Origin of the sequence: Streptomyces bacillaris, assembly GCF_003268675.1 — a bacterium.
Lineage (GTDB): Bacteria > Actinomycetota > Actinomycetes > Streptomycetales > Streptomycetaceae > Streptomyces > Streptomyces bacillaris.
Window position 1 is genome coordinate 3840299 of the sequence record NZ_CP029378.1, and the last position, 18425, is coordinate 3858723.

Below are 18425 nucleotides of genomic sequence, written 5' to 3' on the forward strand. Positions count from 1 at the left end.
TTGAGATGTGCTGGTGAGGGGTCGCCTATGGACCAGGCCCGGTCCGGGGCGGCCCCGACGTACGTGTGGGTCAGGCGGTCTCGAGCAGGTGAACCAGCGACGCGGTGACGACGCGGTGGCACTTGCCGAAGGACAAGGTCCGGACCGGCGCCTCTCCTCGCTTCACGAGGTCGTAGAGGTGGGACTTACTCACGCCCAGCGCCTTGGCTGCTTCAGGTACGGCCACCGTTGCCGGCCATGACCTCACCTCAGCGAGCGTCGGACCGGCGGCCGCGGCGCTCATGACGAAGCCGCTTCGGAGGACGACGGCATCAAGTCCGAGACCTCGCACCCGAACGCGCTGGCAAGTCGAGCCAGCATCGGGGCGGATGCGCCAGAGATTCCGCGTTCAACCATGGAGATGTGGCTCTTGGTGGTGCGAGCTCGGCGGGCCAGCTCCTTCTGGGTGAGCCCGGCCTCGACTCGGCGCCGTCGGATCTGAGCGGGGTCCTGGTAGTGCGCTCTCATGGGCGACACAGTAGCCACAAGTTCAAAGAAGTACAAGAAAGAATAAGACTTAGGTTGCCCTAATTCAATGTTGTCTACCGTCTGGCGAACTGGTGCCATAAAGTTCAGCGAAGTTCGATACGCATCCTGAAAGGACCCCTGGTGAGCGCGCCCCCACCCGCACCACCGCCCGAGGCCGAGGTCATCCGGTTGGCCCGGCTAGCTCGAGGCCTGAGTCCCGAGGCCGCGGCCGCCCGTACGCCCGTGCGTCTTGGCGGTGGGAGGTGGCGCCACATCGAGCAGGGCTACACCCGCAGGGTTCCGTTCACACCGACCGCCGCACCGGCAAAGACCCTCGCGCACATGGCGAACGTCGTAGGCGTCCGTCCCGAGCAGCTGGATGGCGCAGGGCGAGGCGACGCTGCGGAGATCCTCCGGGAGATCAAGCGCCAGGAAGCGGCTGAGCAGCCGGGCCCCGGGCCGGCCGATCCCCGAGTGCAGATGGCGTTGGACATCCTCACGGACCTGCCGCCGCGCGTCCGCGAAGAGGTACTGCGCCGCTTGAGCCCGGAGGACAGGAAGCGCATCGACGAAGGCTGAAGATCCATCGAAGCCCCCGTAGCCGATGGGATTCCCGAGGCCGCGGGGGCTTCGGCGTAGGCAGAGCATCGACAGAGGAGGCGGCATGCCCGAGATCAAGAAGGTTACGGCGAGAGGGAAGACCCGCTACCGGTTCGTGATCGACATCGGCGTGGACCCGGTGACGAAGAAGCGGCGCCAGCTCACGATAACGAAGGACACGTCGACCCAGGCCAAGAACGAACTGGCGCGGATCCAGCACGAGCGCGCGACCGGCACGTTCGTCGCACCGTCCGACATGACAGTCGAGCAGCTGGTCGACATCTGGCTGGCGATGGTGACGCCCGACGTGGAGGTGAAGACCGCTCGCTCGTACGTGGACGCTATGGCGTACGTCAAGACGCACCTAGGCGCGAAGGCGGTCCAGCAGCTCACTGAGGAGGACGTGGTCGGCATGGTCACGTGGATGCTGACCAGTGCGCGCCGGATCGGGGGGAAGCCAGGCACGGGGCTCAGCGTTCGCACGGTGGATCTGACGCTGGGGCGCCTGCGCGCGGTGCTCACCGTCGGGATCCGGCGCAACATCCTCACGCGGAACGTGGCCGAGTACGTCTCCGTGCCGAAGGCGGCCCGGAAGGAGGCCCGCGCCAAGAAGCGTGAGAAGACGCCGTGGAACGAGGACGAAGTACGCCAGTTCCTCGCGGGAATCCGTGACGTTCGCGAGTACGGCGGGTGGATGCTCACGTTCATTGCCGAGCGGCCGGCGGAGGTGTGCGGCGCTCGCTGGGCGAAGGACATCGACCTGGAGAAGGGGACAACGACGATCGGCAACACCCGGACCTTGACCTACGACCCGTCACGTCCACGCGGGCAGCGGTCGGTGGTGGTGGAGAAGGACGCCAAGTCCCAGGCCGGTGAGCGCGCGCTGCCACTCCCCCTGCCCACGTGGAACGGACTGAAGGCCTTCCGAAAGGTCCAGCTGGCCGAGCGGCTCGAGGCCGGAGCCGCCTACGAGGGCACGGGCTACGTGATGGTGGACTCGCTCGGGCGCCCGTGGAAGACGGACAAGCTGCGGCGCGAGGCGTACAAGCTGATGGACGCGACCGGCGTGCGGCGGGTGACTCTCTACATGGCTCGCCACGCGGTCCTGTCGTGGATGGCGAACAACGGCGTGCCGGACACAGTGGTGTCGGCCTGGGCCGGCCACGCTGATCTGTCGTTCACGAAGCGGGTGTACGTGCACCCCGACCCTCAGTCGCTCAGGGCCGGTTCGGACAAGCTCGCTGAGCTGCTCGGCTGACCATGATCAATAAGGGTGTGAGAAATTGTGAGACGAAACGAGGAAGGACCCCGACCCTCTTACGAGGATCAGGGCCCTGACCTGGTATTTCTTGTGCACTCGGCAGGATTCGAACCTGCAACCTTCTGATCCGTAGTCAGATGCTCTATCCGTTAAGCTACGAGTGCTTGGCGTTCCGGGCTTTTCTGCCTGGTCGGCGTTGCGGGAACAACATTACATGACCTGCGCCGTGACGCGAAATCCATTGCCTCCACCCACTCTGACCTGCGGAAACGCCCTTCCGGGGTGGATCTCCGCCGCCCCTTGACCACGGCGTGCGGGCGTCCCGGGGGCGGGAACGGCCGAAGCCCCGTGCCGGGGGCACGGGGCTTCGGGGTGGGGCGGAGGCGGAGGGATTTGAACCCTCGATGGGCTTTAAGACCCAAACCGCATTAGCAGTGCGGCGCCATAGACCGGACTAGGCGACGCCTCCTCCGCACGCCTCGCGCGGACGCGATTGGTGCGTGCAGATGATGACACAGTCGAACGCCGTGCCACCAATCGCTGCTCACGTTACTAGCCATGCGGGGGCCAGGGCAAAGCACTTCGGCGTGGTGGCGCAACGTCCGGGCGCGAGGCGCGTTAGAGAGGCGTGGGGCTTCGGCCTCCGTCGGTGGGGCGCCTTCGTCGCCCGCCGCCCTCGCTGAGATTGCCGAGCTAGCGAGAACCAGAGCTAGCCGAGATACAGGAGCCCGCATGCTGCGTCGTCTCGCCCTCACCGCCGTCGTCACGCTCGCCGCGGTGTCCGTCACCGCTCCCGGCGCCTCCGCCCTCGCGGGCGCCTCCGGTCAGGTGCCGTCCGCCCTGCCCACCTCCGGGCCGCTCTCGGCCGTCCAGCCCGCCCTCGGGCCGCTGCCCGTACCGCTGCCGCCGCTGCCCTCGTTCCTGGGCGGGGGCGGCAAGGTGGACGAGCCTGCCGCGCGGACCCGGCTCACCGTGACCGTGGAGCGCTCCGGGGTGGCCGGGGCCGACGGGACGTTCGAGCTGACCTGCGGGCCCACCGGGGGCACCCACCCGGAGCGGCAGGGGGCCTGCGACCGGCTCGCGGAGGTCGGGGGTACGCGGGCGGGGCAGGACCTGTTCCGGCCCGCGCCCGAGGGGACCATGTGCACCATGATCTACGGCGGCGACGCCTCCGCCCGGATCGTCGGGACCTGGGAGGGCCGGCGTGTGGACACCACCGTGACCCGGGGCGACGGCTGCGAGATCGCCCGCTGGAACAACCTGGTGCCGGTCCTTCCCGACCTCCGATAGGGCCTCGGCCGGACCCGGGCGAGCCTTCGGCGGGCCCCGGAAAGGGCCCGGCGGACCACCGGCCCCGTACCGCGTCCGCGCACGTCACCGGGTGCGCGGACGCCCGCGTCGGGGGCCGGTGGCGTACACGGCGTACACAGAACCTTGGTGAGAGCTGCCCCTCATCCGCCGCCCCCGGGCACTCCCCTGGCCTTAGACTCCTCCAGTGACAGTCCGGGGCCCGAGGGGCAAGATGGGGCCGGCTGTCGGCAAGGTGCGGTAATCAGGGAGGAAGCGTCGTCGTGAGCAGCAGGCCATCCCGAGGCACTGCTCGCCTCGCAGCCATACTCGATGCCCTTCCGGACGGGCTTCTGCTCGTCAATTGCAACGGCACGGTCGTCAACGCCAACGCCATCGCCCTCGAAATGTTCGAGACCCCGGGCACCGCGCTCGTCGGTCGCGGACTGCTCGATCTGCTGCCGGAGTTCGACTCCAGGCTGATCCCGGGATCGATGCGCCGGCCCGACGCTGCGGACGAGCAGGGCAGGACCAAGCCGACGCGCATGATCGCGCGCCGCACCGACCGGCACGAGTACCCGGTCGAGGTCACCAGCGCCAGTTTGGACAGCGGTCAGGCCGCGTACAACGACATCCACTCCAGCTACACCGGCGACGAGCTGCTCATGATCGTCGTACGGGATCTCTCCGGCACCGTCGACACCGAGGCCGAGCTGGCCCGTTCGCAGCGCCAGACCGAGATGATCCTGCGCGCCGCGTCCGAAGGCGTCGTCGGCACCGACACGGACGGGCGCGTCGTCCTCGTCAACCCCGCCGCCGCCCAGATCCTCGGCTTCCGGGCCAGCGACCTCGGCGGCCAGGAGCTGCACCCGCTGATCCTGCACTCGCGGGCGGAGGGCGAGCCGTTCCCGTACGAGGAGTCGCCGCTCGCCGACACCCTCAAGTCCGGGCGCAAGCACCGCGTGCGCGGTCAGGTGCTCTGGTCCAAGAGCGGTGCTCAGGTGCCGGTGGACCTGACGACCGCACCGGTACGGGACGGGGACCAGCTCGTCGGCGCGGTGATGACGTTCACCGACCGCCGCCCGTACGAGGAGCTGTCCGCCCAGCACAAGAACGTCGTCGCCGAGCTGACCAAGAGCCACTCCGACGAGGTCACCGCCCTCAAGGAGGCCCACGCGGCCGAGCTGAAGGCGCTCAAGGAGGCCCACACGGCCGAGCTGGCCGACCGGAGCGAGCGGTACGCCGCCGAGCTGGAGGAGCAGGCCGAGCGGCTCGCCTCCCTCGGCGCCCAGCACTCCCAGCTCACGGCCGTCCTCGGCGGTTCGCTGCGCGGGCCCCTGGAGGAGCTGCGCGGGGAGCTGTCCACGCTCGCCGCCGACCCGGCCGGGCAGCTGTGGCCCGAGGCCAACCAGATCCTGCACCACCTCGCCGCCGGGTACGCGCGGATGACCACCCTCGTCGACAACGTCCTGGGCTACCAGCGCCTCGACGCGGGCGTGGAGGGGCTGCACAAGGCGCCCGCCCTGGTCGACGGGATCGTGACGGGCGGGATCGACGGGGCGGTCGAGCTGATCGGACCCGGGCGTGCCCAGTTCGCCGTGCACGCCCCGCCGATCGAGGCCGAGGTCGACGCCCGTCAGCTCGCCACCGCCCTCGCCCACCTCGTCGCGGACGTCTGCGGTGTCGACTCCACCGGCAAGACCCGGGCCGTCCCCGGGGGCGGTTACGTCGACTCGACCGTCGTCGTGGCCGCCGCCCAGCGGGGCGATGTCGTACGGATCGAGGTCCGCGGGCCCTTCGCCGGGGGAGACCCGGTGCACCAGCCGATCGTCCGCGGCATCGTCCAGGCGCACGGCGGTGTGCTCCAGACCCACGAGATGCCGGGGATGAGCGGCAGCGCGTACGTGCTCGACATCCCGATCGGCGCCGGTGCGGGCGCCATCGCGCCCCCGGAGGCGCCGGTGGACGTACCGGCCGACCCGTCCCTGGCACCCCCGGTCCCGCCCGCCGAGGCCGTCGGGGCGCCGGGCGTCACCAGCGGCGGGCGGCGGAGGGCCCGCCGGTCGTCCACCGACGCGTTCCTGGACGCCCCCGGCGCGCCCGAGGCCGAGGCCCCGGCGGCGGAGGGCCCCGCTGACGGTCCCGTCGCCGAGCCGACCGGGCGGCGCCGGGCCCGCCGTGGGCCCGCCGCCCCGGAGGAGCAGGCGGCCCCCGAGCTGATCCCGGCCCAGCAGGGCGAGGGATCGGGGCGTCGGCGCGGCCGGCCCAGCCCGGCGGAAGCCGGAGCGGTGGGCGCCGGAGCGGCGGGGAGCGGCCCCGCCGGTGGCGATCGTGGCGGTAGCGGCAGTGGTCCGCTGGCCATCGGGGCGGCCCAGGGCGGTCCGGTCGAGAGCGCGGCCTCGGACAGCGAGCGGGGAGCCGCCGCTCTTCAGCAGGCCCAGGCTCAGGCTCCGCAGCCCCAGCGGCAGGCCCTCGCACTGACCTCGACCGCGCCCTCCGCACCCTCCGAGGGGTCCGTCGTCACCGCGGCCGAAGGCGCCCAGGGCGCCGGGCGTCCCCAGCGCGGGCAGACCGTGCCGCCGCAGGGCGTACCGGCCGACCCGCAGCAGCCGGTACCGCCCGCCGGGCGACGGGCACAGCGTGAGGGCGGAGACCCCCGCCCGGCGCTTCCCGCCCTCGCGGCCGGCAGCAGCAGCGGCGGTACGGGGGTGGGTACGGGCCAGGGCCAGGAGCAGGCCCCGGGGGTCCAGGGCGTCCAGGGGGGTCCGAACCAGCCCCCGGCCGACGCGCACGCCCAGGCCCAAGCCCAGGCCCAGGCCCAGCAGCCCGGTGGGCGTCGGGCCCGCCGTGCGCTGGCCGCCGCCCAGGAGCGCACCGCCGCCGAGGCCGGTCCGCGTACCGCCTTCGCCCTGCCGCCCGCCGACGCGGACCGGGCACCGGCGGCCCCGGGCCCCGCCCCCGTACCGGTACAGGCGCCGGGCGCCACCCCCGTACCTCCGCCCGGCGACGACAGTCGCCACGAGCGCACAGCGCCCGAGGCCGGTCACACACCCCCGCAGGCCCACCCTGTGGCCCCGCACGCGCCCCACCGCGCCGACCCGCCCGTCGACGGCGTACCGCAGGCCGGTACGGCCGACGCGACCGGCGCGACGCCCGCACACGTGCCTGCGCCCACCCCTGGCCCGGCTCCCGCTCCCGCTCGCGACGACCAGCAGTCCTGGGGTGCCGGCGTGCCGCAGGCTCCGGCTCCGGTTCCCGGGGCGGCGCCGCACGGCTCGCGTCCCGCACCGGACGACCGGTCCTGGGGCGGCAACGGGCAGACCACCCACACCACCGGAACCGCGACCACCGGAACCGCTCCGCACCCGGCCGACGCGGGAGCGGGCGCTCGGGTCCCGGACGCGCGGCGGCAGCCGCTGCCCGCCGAGGAGCCTCCGCCGGGTATCGACCCGGACTCCACCCAGGGACGGGCGTTCAGCGTGCGGACGCTGGGCCAGGGCGTGCCCTTCGCCCAGCACCTCCCCCAGCAGCAGAACCAGCCCGCCCCTCAGCCGAACCAGCCCGCCCAGCCTGCAGCCTCGCAGCCGAGCCTCGGGGGTGCCGGTCGGCGGCGTAAGCTCGCCGCCCCGCCGGAGGGGGAGCGTCCCTCGGCCCAGCCGACCGCCCCGGCCCCGGATCCCGCTGCCGCCGCTCAGGGCGCGCCCGGTCAGCAGCAGCCCGCGCCCTCCCCCCAGGAGGCCCAGGCGGCCCAGGCGGCGGTCCCCGGCTCCGGCCAGTTGCTGGCGCCCCCCGTCTCCGAGGGGCGCGCGTACGCCATAGGGGCGCCCGACGAGGGCGCCGAGGGTCCGGAGCCGCTGGACGGGCCCGGGGGAGCGGTCGAGGTCGCCAACCGCCCGCAGCCCCAGCCCCTCGACGACGAGCTGCCGCCCGAGCCGCTGGACAACCCGCGCCGGCTGCTCGTCTGGCCCGCCCCCGACGTGCCGACCCAGCAGGCGCTCAGCGACCGCGGCTACCGCCCGGTGATCGTCAACTCCCGTGAGGAGGTCGACGCCCAGATCGCCGCGTTCCCCGCCGCGCTCTTCGTCGACCCGCTGACCGGGCCCATCACGCGCAAGGCCCTGCAGTCGCTGCGCCAGGCGGCCGTCGCCGCCGAGGTTCCGGTGCTGGTCACGGCCGGTCTGGGGCAGGCGTCCCGGGAGGCCGCGTACGGGGCCGACCCGGCCGTCCTCCTCAAGGCGCTGGCCCCCCGCGACAGCGAGCAGCACCCGCCCCGCGTCCTCCTGATCGAGGAGCAGGCGGAGATCGCGGCGGCGCTGGAACAGACCCTGGAGCGGCGCCAGATGCAGGTGGCCCGTGCGGCGACCGACAGCGAGGCCGTCGAGCTGGCGGGCCGGATGCGGCCGAACCTGGTCGTCATGGACCTCATGCAGGTACGCCGTCGGCGCGCCGGGATCATCGACTGGCTGCGGGCCAACGGGCAGCTGAACCGCACCCCGCTGGTCGTCTACACCTCGGCCGAAATGGACCCCTCGGAGCTGCCGCGGCTGGCGTCCGGGGAGACCGTTCTGTTCCTGGCGGAGCGGTCCACGAGTGACGAGGTGCAGTCCCGGATCGTCGACCTGCTGGCGAAGATAGGGACCAACTGACCGCGGACAACGCAACGCGGACAACGGGGCGGGGGCGGTACGGAGTTCCCGTACCGCCCCCGCCCTTGTCCGGCCCGGTCCTGTCCGGCCCGGCCTGTTTCACGTGAAACCGGCGAGCGGAAGGGTCAGAGCTGGGTGACGTCCAGTTCCCCGTCCGCGTACTGCTTCCGGATCACCTTCTTGTCGAACTTGCCGACGCTCGTCTTCGGCACCGCCGGGATCACCGACCACCGCTCCGGCAGCTGCCACTTGGCGATGCCCGAATCGGCGAGGAACGCCTTCAGCGCCTCGTAGTCGACGTCGGCGGCGCCCTCCTTGAGGACGACGGTCGCGAGCGGCCGCTCGCCCCACTTCTCGTCCGGTACGGCGACGACGGCGGCCTCCGCGACATCCGGGTGGGCCATCAGGGCGTTCTCCAGCTCAACGCTGGAAATCCACTCTCCGCCGAACTTGATGACGTCCTTGGCCCGGTCGGTGAGAGTGAGGTAGCCATCGGTGCTGATCACACCGACGTCGCCGGTCTTCAGCCAGCCGTCCTCGCTGAACTTGTCCTCGGGCCGCAGGTGCTCGCCGTCGGACCCGCCGTAGTACGCGGCGGCGATCCAGGCGCCCCGTACCTCCAGCTCACCGGCCGACTCGCCGTCCCACGGCAGGTGCTCGCCCGCCGGGCCGACCAGCCGGGCCTCCACACCGGCCGGGAAGCGGCCCTGGGTGATGCGGTACGGCCACTCCTCCTCGGCGCTCAGTCCGGCGGGCGGGTGGGCCATCGTGCCGAGCGGCGAGGTCTCCGTCATGCCCCAGGCGTGGCAGAGCCGGACGCCGAGCTTGTCGTACGCCTCCATCAGCGAGGGCGGGCAGGCCGCGCCGCCGATGGTCACGTTGGCCATGGAGGAGAGGTCGCGCGGGTTGGCGGTGACCTCGGCGAGGAGGCCCTGCCAGATGGTGGGGACGGCGGCGGCGTGCGTGGGGCGCTCGCGCTCGATCATCTCGGCGAGCGGGGCGGGCTGGAGGAAGCGGTCCGGCATCAGCATGTTGACGCCGCTCATGAACGTGGCGTGCGGAAGCCCCCACGCGTTCACATGGAATTGGGGGACCACGACCAGCGTGGTGTCCTTGTCGGTCAGCCCCATCGACTCCGACATGTTGACCTGCATGGAGTGCAGGTAGATCGAGCGGTGGGAGTAGACGACGCCCTTGGGGTCCCCGGTGGTGCCGGAGGTGTAACACATGGCGGCGGCCTGGCGTTCGTCCAGCTCCGGCCAGTCGTACGTGGTCGGGCGGCCCGCGATCAGCTCCTCGTACTCGTGCACGCGCGGCGCCACCCCGTCGAGCACCGAGCGGTCGCCGGGGCCGGAGACGACCACGTGCTCGATGCTCGGCAGGTGAGGCAGGAGCGGTACGAGGAGCGGCAGCAGGGTGCCGTCCGCGATGACCACCTTGTCGTCCGCGTGGTTGACGATCCAGGCGAGCTGCTCGGGCGGCAGCCGGAGGTTGAGGGTGTGGAGCACGGCCCCCATGGAGGGGATCGCGAGGTACGCCTCCACATGGACAGCGTTGTTCCACATGAGGGTCGCAATACGCTGGTCGCCGTCGACGCCCAGCTCGTCGCGGAGCGCGTTGGCCAGCTGGGTGGCGCGGGTGCCGATCTCGGCGAAGGTGCGGCGGTGCGGCTCTGCTTCGCCGGTCCAGGTCGTGACCTGCGACTTCCCATGGATGGTCATCCCGTGGTGCAGGATGCGGGTGACAGTCAGCGGTACGTCCTGCATGGTGCTCAGCACGGCGTCCTCCCGGTGGGCGCTACGCGGCAGTAGGGTTGGCCTGATTCTGCGCACATACCACGCGGTATGTCACTACTCGCGGGAGAAATTCCTGTCCGGGGGGCGTGCCCCGACGAAGGTGCGGGACGTGCGCGGGGGCCGTGCCGAGCCGACGGAGCCGACGGGTCCTCAGCGCACCGGGGTCAGCTCCGGGCTTCAGCGCACCGGGGTCAGCTCCGGGTCCTCGCGGAGCTTGCCGAGGGCGCGGGAGACCGCGCTCTTCACCGTACCGACCGACACGCCCAGCACCTCGGCCGTCTGGGCCTCGCTGAGGTCCTCGTAGTACCGCAGGACGACCATCGCGCGCTGGCGGTCCGGGAGCTTGAGCACCGCACGCCACATCGCGTCGTGCAGCGACTGCTGCTCGGCCGGGTCGGGCGCCGGGGCGCCGCCCTGCTCCGGCAGCTCCTCGCAGGCGAACTCGTCGACCTTGCGCTTGCGCCACTGCGAGGTCCGGGTGTTCAGCAGGGCCCGGCGGACATAGCCGTCGAGCGCCCGGTGGTCCTCGATCCGCTCCCAGGCGACGTACGTCTTGGCGAGCGCGGTCTGCAGCAGGTCCTCCGCGTCGCACGGGTTCGCGGTGAGCGAGCGCGCGGTGCGCAGCAGGACCGGGCCCCGGGCCCGGACGTACGAGGAGAACGACGCGTACGGCGTGTGCGCGTGGTGGCCGGCGGCGGTGGCGGAAGCCGCCCTGGAGGCGCCCGTGCAGACTGGCGTGGTCATGTACTCAACGCTAGGAGCGGGGCCCGCCCGGGGGATCGCCCCCAGGTCGCGAAGGCCCGTCCGCCTCAGGTTGTAGGGCCGCCTCACCCTCCACCTCCTGAAGGTGGACGGGCCGTGGCCCCGCCGTAAGGGTCCGCCCCCGACTCCGTCCGGGGTGGTTCAGCCGTCGGCCCCGAGGACCAGCCCGGACGTCGGCACCCCCGTACCGGCCGTGACCAGGGCCCTCGCCGCCCCCGCCACCTGGTTCACCGACGAGCCGCGGAGCTGCCGGACGGCCTCCGCGATACCGTTCATCCCGTGGAGGTACGCCTCCCCCAGCTGACCCCCATGGGTGTTCAGGGGCAGCGTGTCCGCCGCGACGAACGCCCCGCCCTCCCCCGGGCCGCAGAAACCGAACTCCTCCAGCTGCATCAGGACGAACGGCGTGAAGTGGTCGTAGAGGATGCCCACGTCGATGTCGGCCGCCGACAGCCCCGAGCTGCGCCAGAGCTGCCGGGCGACCACCGCCGTCTCCGGCAGCCCGGTCAGGCCGTCGCGGTAGAAGCTCGTCATCTGCTCCTGCGACCGGCCCGCCCCCTGCGCCGCCGCCACGACGACGGCGGGCGGCCGGGGCAGATCGCGGGCGCGCTCCACACTCGTCACGACGAGTGCCTGGCCGCCGTCGGTCTCCTGGCAGCAGTCGAGCAGCCGCAGCGGCTCCACGATCCACCGCGAGGCGGCGTGGTCGGCGAGGGTGATCGGCTTCCCGTAGAAGTACGCCGCCGGGTTCCGGGCCGCGTGCCGGCGGTCGACCACGGCCACCTGCCCGAAGACCTCCGGCCCGAGGCCGTACGTATGCAGATAGCGCTGAGCCGCCATCGCCACCCAGGAGGCGGGGGTGAGCAGCCCGGACGGCAGGTTCCAGCCGAGCGCCGCGCCCTCGGCGGTGGGCTCGCGTCGCTGGACGCCGGAGCCGAAGCGGCGGCCGGAGCGCTCGTTGAACGCCCGGTAGCAGACGACGACGTCGGCCACCCCGCTCGCCACCGCGAGGGCGGCCTGCTGGACGGTGGCGCAGGCCGCGCCGCCTCCGTAGTGGATGCGGGAGAAGAACGACAGCTCCCCGATGCCCGCCGCCTGGGCGACGGTGATCTCGGGGCTGGTGTCCATGGTGAAGGTGACGAGGCCGTCGACATCGGCGGGGGTGAGGCCCGCGTCGTCCAGGGCGGCGCCGACGGCTTCGACGGCGAGCTTCAGTTCGCTGCGGCCGGAGTCCTTGGAGAACTCGGTGGCCCCGATGCCGACGATGGCCGCCTTTCCGCCGAGGGTGTCGGGCCTGCGGATGCTCATAGGGGCCTCGCGTGGTGGGACCTGTGGGGCTGGTGGGGCTGACAGGAATCGTGGGGGAGGGTGACGGTGACCTTGCCGGTGACGTGTCGGCCCATACGGTTGTCGCCCGCGACGGCGACTTCTATAAGGGTGTGGTTTTCGCCCTCTATAGGGATGCGGTTCTCGCTGTCTGTATAGGTGCGGATTCCGCCGTCCACGGTGGTGATGCGGCCGGTCAACCGGAGCAGGTCTCCCGGGTAGTTGGGGACACCGAGCCGAATCGCGACCTTGCGGAGGACAGCGGCGGGTCCGAAGTGGTCGGTGATGTAGCGGCCGACCAGCCCGTTGGTGGTGAGGATGTTCATGAAGATGTCCGGTGAGCCCTTCTCCCGGGCCAGTTCGGCGTCGTGGTGCACGTCCTGGTAGTCGCGCGATGCGATGGCGCCCGCGACGATCAGGGTGCGGGTGACGGGGATCTCCAGGGGCGGCAGTGCGTCCCCGACGCGGTACGGGCCCTCCATGTCCTTCATGCTCTTCATGTCCTTCATGGCGGGCCCTCCTTCCGGCCGTCCTCCGCCAGCAACAGGCCCAGCTCCTCCAGCACTTCGCCACCGCAGCCGAGGTACGCGGAGAGCTGGCGGCCCCAGAGGAAGTGCCGGTGGACCGGGTGGTCGAGGTCCGCCCCGGTGCCGCCGTGCAGATGCTGGCCCGTGTGCACGACCCGCCGGCCCGCCTCCGAGGCCCACCAGGCGGCCGTCAACGCCTGCGCCTGGTGGTCGAGCCGTCGGTCGTACCGCCAGGCCGCCTCGTACGCCGTGACCCGGATGGCCTCGGTGTCCATATGGGCGTCGGCGGCGCGGAGCAGGACGCCCTGGTTGGTGGAGAGCGGGCGGCCGAACTGCTCGCGGGTAGTGGTGTGGTGGACGGCCCGGGCGAGGGAGCCCGCGCAGACGCCCGCCTGGAGCCCGGCGAAGGCGATCCGGCTCGCGGCGAGGACCGAGGAGCAGGCCCCCGGGCCCGTACCGAGGGATTCTCCCCGTACGCCGTCGAGGCCGAGCCGCCCCGCCGACCAGGGCGCGGTCGTCTCCACGGGCGCCGCGCTCACCCCCGGCGCCCGGGTGTCGACGATCCACATCCCCCGCTCCGCGTCCGCGACCAGCACCTGGGTGGCGTCCCTCAGCCACGGCACCCAGGGCACGTGCCCGTACAACGCCCCGTCCACCAGCGTCACTTCACCGCGCACCGGCAACGCGCCCGTCGCCACCGCCGTACCGTCGCGCAGGGCGGGCAGCAGCCGCTCGCGCTGCTCGGCCGTACCGTGCTCGGCGACCGGGAGGATCCCGTACGCACAGGTCGCCGCCAGCGGGACCTGGGCGGTGGTCCGGCCCTGTTCCTCCAGGAGCAGGACCAGGCCGAGGAGCCCGATGTCCGCCACCGCGCCGGGCAGCCCGGCGGTGCACAGCTCCTTCCACAGCCCCGCGTCCGTCCCCGTACCGGCTGCCACCAGCCGCTCGTGCGTCGACAGATCACCGAAGATCCGCGCGGCCAGCCCCTGTCCGGCGGCCTGATCCTCGCTCGGGGTGAAGTCCATCTCAACCGCCCTCGCTCGCCCGGAAGACCGGGAGTTCCAGATCGGGGTCCATGCGTTGGAACTCCAGCCGTACGGGCAGGCCGACGCGGACCTTGTCGTACGGCACACCCACCACGTTCCCGACGATCCGTACGCCCTCGACGAGTTCGACCAGCGCGACGGCGTACGGGCCGCCCTCGCCCGACGGGTCGAAGGCGGGGAAGGACGGGTGGTGCATCACGACATGGCTGAAGACCGTGCCCTCACCGCTCGCCTCGACCGTGTCCCACTCCTGGCCGGCGCAGGCGTTGCAGCCGGGGAGCCAGGGGAAGCGGAGGGTGGCGCACCGCGTGCAGCGCTGGATGAGGAGGCGGTGTTCGGCGACCCCGGCCCAGAATCCGGCGTTGTCGCGGTTGATGACGGGGCGGGGGCGGAGGGGTGCCTTCCGCTGGGTGGGGCGTTCGGCGGACCGGTACTTGAGGATGCGGAAGCGGTGCGTCCCGGCGGGTTCGCCGTTGGCGCGGACGTCCATGCGGGTGGTGACGAAGTACCCGGTGCCGAGCTTGGTGGTCTTGCGCGGGGAGACGGACTCGATCACGGAGTCGTAGGTGATCAGGTCGCCGGGGCGGAGCAGCCGCAGATACTCCTGCTCGCAGTCGGTGGCGACGACGGAGGTGTACCCGGCGCCGTCGAGGAGGCGGAGGAGTCCGTCGTACGCGGGTGAGCGGCCCGTCCTGTCGTCGGACTCCGGGTCCGGGGCGAGGCCGCGCATCGTCCAGGCCTGGAGCATGGTGGGCGGGGCGACGGCGCCGGGGCCCCGGTAGGCGGGCGAGGTGTCGCCCATCGCCTCGCACCAGTGCCGGATCATGGGCAGGTTGACGGGGTCCTTGCCGGAGGCGGCGGTGGCGGCGGGACGGCCGGCGTAGGCGGCGAGCTGCTCGTACAGGGGATCCGGGGCATCGGCCCGCACGTCCTGGGCGCCCGGGTTCACCGTTTGCCCCGGGTCATCCCGAGCCGCATGGTGGCGACGATCTCGCGCTGTACTTCGCTGACGCCGCCGCCGAAGGTGTTGATCTGCGCGGCCCGGTTCATCCGCTCCAGCTCTCCGCGCACGCCGCCCGCTCCGAAGCAGCCGACCGACCCTCCCCGCAGAAGCCCGGCATCCCCCACCACCTCCTGGCACATCCGGTAGACCTCCACGGCGCTCTCGGTCCCCGCGAACTTCACGCCGCTCGCCTCGCCGGGGGCCAGTGCACCGGCTCCCACCGCCCCGACGAGCCGCCAGTTCAGGAGCCGGGTCGCCGCGAGCCGGGCGTACGCCTCCGCGAGCCGGGCGCGCACCCACGGCTCGTCGATCCGGCGGCGCCCGGTGGCGGGGTCGGGGGTACGGGCGTGGGCGAGGGCCTCCTCGTAGAAGTCCTCGGCCTGCATGCCGATGGCGGCGAGGGCGACGCGTTCGTGGTTGAGCTGGTCGGTGATGAGCCCCCACCCCTGGTTCTCGACGCCGACCAGCTGCGAGACGGGAACGCGTACGCCGTCGTAGTACGTGGCGGTCGTGGTCAGCCCGCCCACGGTCTCGATGGGCGTCCAGGAGAACCCGGGGTCGTCGGTCGGCACGAGGATGATCGAGATGCCGCGGTGCTTGGGGGCGTCGGGGTCCGTACGGCAGGCGAGCCAGATCCAGTCGGCCTGCTGGGCGTTGCTGGTGAAGACCTTCTGGCCGTGGACCACCCAGTCGTCGCCGTCCCGCACGGCACGGGTGCGCAGGGCCGCCAGGTCCGTACCGGCTTCGGGTTCGCTGTAGCCGATGGCGAAGACGAGGTCGCCGCTGAGAATGCGGGGCAGGAAGTACGCCTTCTGCTCCTCGGTGCCGTACTTCATCAGGGTCGGGCCGACGGTGTTGAGGGTGACCATGGAGACGGGGGCGCCGGCCCGGTACGCCTCGTCGAAGAAGACGAACTGCTCGTCGGGGCCGCGCCCTTGACCGCCGTACGCGACGGGCCAGCCGAGGCCGAGCATGCCGTCGGCCCCGATCCGCCGGAGCAGCCGCCGCTGTTCGCCCGGGTCGTCTCGCCAACCTTCCGCCGCAGGGAGTACGGAGGCGAAGTAGGCGCGCAGTTCGGTACGCAGTCGCTGCTGGCGCTCCGTCGGGGCGAGGTGCACGGAGGCCTCCCAGGACAAGGATCACGACGACCGAACGATTTCTGACTATCCGTCAGATCCAGGTCGGCCGTCAAGGCCGGGAGCAACGGCGACAGCCCGTACGGGGCACCGAAGTGCCCTCGTACGGGCTGCCGTTGAGGCGACCGGGCCCCACCCCCCGGAAGGTCCCGGACACCCGATCACCGAGGAGGAGCCACCCTCGGAGTCACTGGGCCGTCACCGGGCCGTCACCGGAGAACGATCACCAGAAGAAGGGGGTGAAGTTCACGGCGACACTGTGGTCCGACTGGTCGATGGCGGTGAAGGCCGAGCCGCTCACCTGGGCCGAGGTGTTCTGGTTCGAGGCGCCGGGCCCGACGGCCTGCTGCTGGGTGGTCGACGAGTTGCCGGTGTTGGCACCGCCGACGCCGCTGCCGCCGGCGGTCGCCACGGCCGCGTTCGATCCGTCGTTCGCGAAGGAGCCGTTGTCCGCGAGGGCCACACCGCCGCAGAGGGCGACGGTCAGGGGCAGGGCGGCGACTGCGGCGAGGACACGAGCGGTACGGATGCTTGCCATGTGAGTTCCTCCAGGAACCGGAAGCCCGGCTTCATAGGGTGCGTGCGCTTCGGGCAACTGATGCGCTTCGGGCACTTGATGCACTTCACGTGCTTGAAGCACGCCATATGCGGCTGTTTCCCGGGCAGTTGGCCGACCGCCCCGGTGCTGGTCACGACGTCGCGAGACCAGAGTTGCCCAGCGCATCCCCGGCGAACCATGGCGGACCACCTGATTCCCCCGCACGTATGAGGAAGAGGCGGTAAACCTCCCGCGGAACAGAGAAACCCCCGCCCCTGCGACGCCCCCACTCCGGCCGCGCCCCGCAAGGGCAGAAAGGTTCCCCACCACACCCCCTCACCCGGCCTCCCGGCCACCCCCACTTCCCTATCTCGAACGTATGTACGAAACTAGACCCATGGCCACCATCGACCGGCAGACCGCCACCCTGGCCCTCGCCCACGCCCTCGCCGCCGCCGGGCGCGGGCTCCCCGTCTTCCCCCTGTCCGCCACCAAGCTCCCCGCGCTGCGCTCCCCCCACCACGGCGAGCAGCCGCCGGTCCACTGCCGGGGCGAGTGCGGGCTGCCCGGCCACGGGGTGCACGACGCCACCACGGACCCCGCCGCCGTCCGGGCCCTCTTCGCCGCCGCGCCCCGGGCCACCGGCTACGGCATCGCCTGCGGCCGCGCCCCGCACCGGCTCATCGGCATCGACCTGGACATCGACACGGCGTACGGCAACGACTCGGTGGGCGCCCTCCAGCAACTGGCGCTCCAGCACCTGTTCACCATCCCGCCGACGGTCACGGTGCTCACCCCGAGCGGCGGCCGCCACCTCTGGCTCACCGGCCCCGCCGACACCCCGGTCCCGAACTCGGCCGGCCGCCTCGCCCCCGGCATCGACGTCCGCGGCAGCGGCGGCTACCTGGTCGGCCCCGGCTCGGTCACCACCCACGGCCGCTACCGCCTGGCCCCCGGCACCGCCCGCCTCACCCCGGCCCCCTGCCCCCGCGCCCTGCTCCGCCTCCTCACCCCACCGAGACGCGCCCCGGGCACACTCACCAGCGAAACGCCCCCGGGCCGCCGGGGTGAGGGCCTGATCCACTTCGTCCTGGCGGCCCACGAGGGGCAGCGCAACACCCGCCTGTTCTGGGCCGCCTGCCGGGCCTACGAACACGGCTTGGGCGACGCCCTGGCCGACGCCCTCGCCGCCGCCGCCATCCGCACGGGCCTCACCGAACAGGAGGCCCGCGCGGCGATCGCCTCGGCGGAACGGCTGACCCGGGGACGGAAGTAGCGGGGGCGGGCAGCGGCGGGGTGCATCGGTGGGGTGCGTCGGTGACGGGGCGAGGCAGCGGCAGGGCGGGGCAGCGACGGTGTGCGGCCCCGCCAGGGCCTCGGCCGCCCGCCCCGGCCCCGCCCCCTTGATAGAACCCACCCATGGCCCACAGATTCACCGCGCGCACGGTGTGCGGACTCGACGATCCGGAACAGGACGACTGCGTACTGGCCGGGCTGGCCGAGTCGGACGACGAGGGAGCCTTCTCCCTGATGTTCATGTGCGACTTCGCCGAACCCGACGACCAGGAGATCGCTCTCGGCTTCGACACCCACTGCCTGGTCACCCCCGACCAGAACACCGCCTACGGGTGCGTACGCCGGGCGGAGCTGGACGGGGACATCCTCCGCGTCACCCTGGACCCCTCGTCCCTCACCGCCCTGGGGCTCTCCGACCCCCTGCTCGAGATAACGCTCGCCGCCCCGCCGGCCGACGTCGCCCGCATGCGCACGGTCCTCGCCGGGATCCTCGCGTACGGCCGACCGGACGCCCGCCCGGTGGTGAAGAACCTGTAGGCCTCCCGGGCACGCGAACGGCCCCCGAACCGTGGATTCCGGTCGGGGGCCGTTCGTACTGCTCCAGCTGCGGTGGGTGTGGGATTTGAACCCACGGTGACTCGCGCCACGACGGTTTTCAAGACCGTTCCCTTAGGCCGCTCGGGCAACCCACCCC

The 18425-nt window shown here is 72.3% G+C and carries 16 protein-coding genes and 3 tRNA genes; 6 read left to right on the forward strand and 13 right to left on the reverse strand.

The window, feature by feature from the left end:
- Window positions 1-70: 70 nt before the first annotated feature.
- Window positions 71-283, reverse strand: a complete 213-nt coding sequence (locus tag DJ476_RS16585; RefSeq protein ID WP_112490919.1) for a helix-turn-helix transcriptional regulator — start codon at window positions 281-283, stop codon at window positions 71-73.
- Window positions 280-606, reverse strand: coding sequence for a helix-turn-helix domain-containing protein (locus tag DJ476_RS16590; protein WP_318294717.1), 327 nt, complete (start codon window positions 604-606; stop codon window positions 280-282). The genes DJ476_RS16585 and DJ476_RS16590 overlap by 4 nt, the downstream gene beginning before the upstream one ends.
- A gap of 243 nt (window positions 607-849) precedes the next feature.
- On the opposite strand from DJ476_RS16590, the gene DJ476_RS16595 reads away from it, so the two are divergent.
- Entirely contained in the window at window positions 850-1086 is a 237-nt protein-coding gene (locus DJ476_RS16595) for a hypothetical protein (RefSeq protein ID WP_318294718.1), read from the forward strand.
- 85 nt (window positions 1087-1171) lie between these two features.
- The gene (locus tag DJ476_RS16600; RefSeq protein ID WP_112490922.1) at window positions 1172-2365 is read left to right on the forward strand and encodes a site-specific integrase; all 1194 of its coding nucleotides are present in this window, start codon (window positions 1172-1174) and stop codon (window positions 2363-2365) included.
- Between the two features lie 94 nt (window positions 2366-2459).
- On the opposite strand, the gene DJ476_RS16605 is transcribed toward DJ476_RS16600, so the two are convergent.
- Together DJ476_RS16605 and DJ476_RS16610 are read right to left on the reverse strand one after the other, a co-directional pair.
- Window positions 2460-2532 (reverse strand) — tRNA-Arg (locus tag DJ476_RS16605).
- 214 nt (window positions 2533-2746) lie between these two features.
- A tRNA-Ser gene (locus DJ476_RS16610) sits at window positions 2747-2837 on the reverse strand.
- A 263-nt stretch (window positions 2838-3100) separates the two neighbouring features.
- Here DJ476_RS16610 and DJ476_RS16615 point away from each other — a divergent pair.
- Both DJ476_RS16615 and DJ476_RS16620 read left to right on the forward strand, forming a co-directional pair.
- Complete coding sequence (locus DJ476_RS16615; RefSeq protein ID WP_103420490.1) at window positions 3101-3658, forward strand: SSI family serine proteinase inhibitor; 558 nt, start codon at window positions 3101-3103, stop codon at window positions 3656-3658.
- A 281-nt stretch (window positions 3659-3939) separates the two neighbouring features.
- Window positions 3940-8301, forward strand: coding sequence for a PAS domain-containing protein (locus DJ476_RS16620; RefSeq protein WP_103420488.1), 4362 nt, complete (start codon window positions 3940-3942; stop codon window positions 8299-8301).
- Between the two features lie 125 nt (window positions 8302-8426).
- Here DJ476_RS16620 and DJ476_RS16625 read toward each other — a convergent pair whose 3' ends face one another.
- From DJ476_RS16625 to DJ476_RS16660, 8 genes are all read right to left on the reverse strand, one after another.
- A complete protein-coding gene (locus tag DJ476_RS16625; RefSeq protein ID WP_112490923.1) occupies window positions 8427-10079 on the reverse strand; it encodes a long-chain fatty acid--CoA ligase in 1653 nt (550 codons plus the stop codon).
- Window positions 10080-10274: 195 nt separating this feature from the next.
- Window positions 10275-10841 carry a SigE family RNA polymerase sigma factor gene (locus DJ476_RS16630; protein WP_112490924.1) on the reverse strand — a complete coding sequence of 189 codons (567 nt, stop codon included), beginning with the start codon at window positions 10839-10841 and terminating at the stop codon, window positions 10275-10277.
- A gap of 159 nt (window positions 10842-11000) precedes the next feature.
- Window positions 11001-12167, reverse strand: coding sequence for a lipid-transfer protein (locus DJ476_RS16635; RefSeq protein ID WP_103420485.1), 1167 nt, complete (start codon window positions 12165-12167; stop codon window positions 11001-11003).
- Window positions 12164-12667 carry a MaoC family dehydratase gene (locus DJ476_RS16640; protein ID WP_112492542.1) on the reverse strand — a complete coding sequence of 168 codons (504 nt, stop codon included), beginning with the start codon at window positions 12665-12667 and terminating at the stop codon, window positions 12164-12166. The genes DJ476_RS16635 and DJ476_RS16640 overlap by 4 nt, the downstream gene beginning before the upstream one ends.
- 23 nt (window positions 12668-12690) lie before the next feature.
- Window positions 12691-13737, reverse strand: coding sequence for an acyl-CoA dehydrogenase family protein (locus tag DJ476_RS16645; RefSeq protein ID WP_112490925.1), 1047 nt, complete (start codon window positions 13735-13737; stop codon window positions 12691-12693).
- A 1-nt stretch (window position 13738) separates the two neighbouring features.
- Window positions 13739-14707: a bifunctional MaoC family dehydratase N-terminal/OB-fold nucleic acid binding domain-containing protein gene (locus DJ476_RS16650; protein WP_112490926.1), complete on the reverse strand. Its 969-nt coding sequence runs from the start codon at window positions 14705-14707 to the stop codon at window positions 13739-13741.
- Window positions 14704-15879, reverse strand: a complete 1176-nt coding sequence (locus DJ476_RS16655; protein ID WP_112492543.1) for an acyl-CoA dehydrogenase family protein — start codon at window positions 15877-15879, stop codon at window positions 14704-14706. Before DJ476_RS16655 ends, DJ476_RS16650 begins: the two co-directional genes overlap by 4 nt.
- Before the next feature lie 241 nt (window positions 15880-16120).
- Complete coding sequence (locus DJ476_RS16660) at window positions 16121-16435, reverse strand: hypothetical protein (protein WP_112490927.1); 315 nt, start codon at window positions 16433-16435, stop codon at window positions 16121-16123.
- 397 nt (window positions 16436-16832) lie between these two features.
- Between DJ476_RS16660 and DJ476_RS16665 the strand changes: the two genes are divergently transcribed.
- Window positions 16833-17711, forward strand: coding sequence for a bifunctional DNA primase/polymerase (locus DJ476_RS16665; protein WP_112490928.1), 879 nt, complete (start codon window positions 16833-16835; stop codon window positions 17709-17711).
- Window positions 17712-17854: 143 nt separating this feature from the next.
- A complete protein-coding gene (locus tag DJ476_RS16670) occupies window positions 17855-18268 on the forward strand; it encodes an Imm10 family immunity protein (protein WP_103420475.1) in 414 nt (137 codons plus the stop codon).
- A gap of 70 nt (window positions 18269-18338) precedes the next feature.
- Here the strand turns inward: DJ476_RS16670 and DJ476_RS16675 are convergent.
- Window positions 18339-18423 (reverse strand) — tRNA-Ser (locus DJ476_RS16675).
- Window positions 18424-18425 lie beyond the last annotated feature (2 nt).